Consider the following 2,740-nt stretch of genomic DNA (forward strand, 5'->3'; position numbering starts at 1 on the left):
GTGGCCGAGATCGCCGCCGCCAGCCGGGAACAGGCGGGCGGCCTGGAGCAGGTCAACACCGCCGTCGGCTCGATGGACGAGATGACCCAGCGCAACGGCGCCCTGGTCGAGCAGACCTCGGCCTCGGCGCAGTCGCTGGCCGATCAGGGCCGCCAACTGGCCGACCTGGTCGCCTTCTTCAAGCTCGAGCAGAATGTCAAAGCCCCGGCAAGTCCGGCGGCCAGCGCCGCGGCCACCGGCAAGCCTGCTGCAAAACCGCAGCCCGAGGCGGCCAAGCCGGCGGCGCAGCCGGTTACCGCGCAGCCGGCCGCCGCAAAGCCGGCCGCCGCAAAGCCGATCGCGGCGAAGCCGGCCGCGGCAAAGCCGATTGCTGCGAAAGCCGCCGCCAAGCCTGCCGCTGCGGAACCGGCGCAGGTCCGGGCCAGGCCGAGCATTCCGGCGGCGGCTGCCGCCGACGACGATGACTGGAAGGAATTCTGACGCCCCCTGCCGCAGCGTTGCGGCAGGCATCTACACGTCGTGCATACATAAGTCATGTGTTAGGTCATGCATTCACGCGTCACGCATTTACGGCTCATTCAGCGGCAGGCGCGATAAATGCAACTTTATCGCGTGGCGGCGGCGCTTGCGCCGCAAGGCCGGGCCGGGTTTCGGGGTTGCGCGAGCGTACAAGGCGTCGCACAGTTATCGTCATAGGGATCCAGGGGCATAGCGGGGGGACGCAAGAATGCGGCTCGGAATTCGACAGAAGCTATTTTTGGCCGTTGGCGTCATCGCCGCGATGGCAGTGATCTCCAGCCTGGTGTCCTTCGGCTTTTTTCATCAGGTGCGCGGCGCCTTCAGTTCGGTGACCGAGCGCAGCATTCCCGCCGTCACTTCCGCCCTGAACCTGGCGGCGGAGAGCGCCGATCTGGCCGCCACGGCGCCGGCCCTGGCCTATGCCGCCGGCGACGGCGAACGCAAGGCCGCCCTGGGCGACATCCAGGGCAAGCAGGTGCAGATCGAGCGCACCGTCGCCGAGGTGAAGGCGACCGACGTGCCGGACGATTTGCGGCAGGACGTGCAGAACAGCGTCAAGCAGCTGCTGGATGCGATGGCGCGCATCAACGCGGCGGTCGAGGAGAAGCTCAAGATCAAGGAGGAGCGCACCAAGCTCACCAAGACGCTGACCGACGATCATTCCCAGTTCCTGTCGCTGGCGCAGCCCGCCGTCGATCAGGCCGTGATGGACATGACGATGGAATTCGAGCTGGTCTCGCGCTCCACCGGCGCCGGCACCGGCGAGATGATCCAGAGCATTCTCGACAAGCAGGTGGCGGGCGCCCGCGCGATCCAGGCGCTGGTCGCCAAGATCAACCAGCTTGAAGGCATGCTGGCGGTCGCGGCGCAGGCGGATTCGCCCGAGCAGATCGAGCTGATCGGCGCCGAATACGCCAATGTGAAGGCCGAGGTTCTGCGCGGCAACGAGATCGTGCAGGGCATCTTCCCCAACAAGGATATCGACACCCTGACCAAGGAGCTTGCCGAGCTGGGCGAAGGCGATAACGGTCTGCTGCAGGTCCGCAAGCGCGAACTGGCCGCCCAGCAGAAGGCGGTCGCCGCGCTGCTCGATGCGCGCACCATCGCCACCGCGTTGAGCGATGCGGTCGCCGGTCTGGTGAGCGCCGCGCGCGACGAAACCGATTCCTCGGCGCAGGCCTCGATGACGGCGATCAAGATCGCGCAGTCGAGCATGGCCGGCATCGCCCTGCTCTGCCTGATCGCCGCGATCACCATCGGCTGGCTGTATATCGGCCGCCGCGTGATCGATCCGATCGTCGCCACCACCGAGACGATGAAGCGCCTGGCCAAGCGCGACTGGAATGCCGAGGTCAACGGCACCGCGCGGCCGGACGAAATCGGCGACATGGCGCGCGCCGTCCAGGTCTTCAAGGAACAGGGCCAGGAAGCCGACAAGCTGCAGGCGCAGATCGAGGCCGACCGCGAGCGTTTCGAAGCCGAGCGCAAGGCGCAGGAATCCCTGCTGCAGAGCGCGGTCGGCGAGATCGTATCCGCCGCCAATGCCGGCGATCTCGGCCAGCGGATCGACACCAGCCGCATCGAAGGCGTCATGCGCACGCTCGGCGACGGCGTCAACCAGCTGCTCGGCACGATGGAGCGCGCCTTGGGCGATATCGGCGCGATGCTGCACAAGCTTGCCGATGGCGACCTGACGCACCGCATCCGCGGCAATTACCAGGGCCTGTTCGCCAAGCTGGCCGGCGATGCCAACCAGGTCAGCGACCGCCTGGCCGACACCATGACGCGGCTGAGCGAGGCCGCGGCGCTGGTGCGCGATGCTTCGGCGGAAATCTCGACCGGCAGCCAGGACCTGGCGCAGCGCACCGAGAGCCAGGCCGCCGCGCTGGAGCAGACCGCCGCCTCGATGCACGAAGTCACCGCGACGGTGAAGCAGAATGCCGACAATGCCCAGGCCGCCAACCAGCTGGCCGTCACGGCGCGCGATACCGCCGAGAAGGGCGGCAAGATCGTCACCGAGGCGGTCACCGCGATGAGCGAGATCGAGGCCAGCGCGCAGAAGATCTCCGACATCGTCGGCCTGATCGACGAGATCGCCTTCCAGACCAACCTGCTCGCCTTGAACGCCAGCGTGGAAGCGGCGCGCGCCGGCGAGGCCGGCAAGGGTTTCGCCGTCGTCGCCCAGGAAGTGCGCGCGCTGGCGCAGCGTTCGGCCAATGCC

1 protein-coding gene and 1 pseudogene are annotated in these 2,740 nt (G+C 67.7%); both read left to right on the plus strand.

What is annotated here, in order from left to right:
- A pseudogene (locus tag VF194_RS13230) lies at window positions 1–480 on the plus strand (methyl-accepting chemotaxis protein); the annotation flags it as partial.
- A 277-nt stretch (window positions 481–757) separates the two neighbouring features.
- On the plus strand, window positions 758–2,740 hold a 1,983-nt coding region (locus VF194_RS13235; RefSeq protein ID WP_330891648.1), incomplete at its 3' end, for a methyl-accepting chemotaxis protein.

Source organism: Ferrovibrio sp., assembly GCF_036381655.1.
Classification (GTDB): Bacteria; Pseudomonadota; Alphaproteobacteria; order Ferrovibrionales; family Ferrovibrionaceae; genus Ferrovibrio.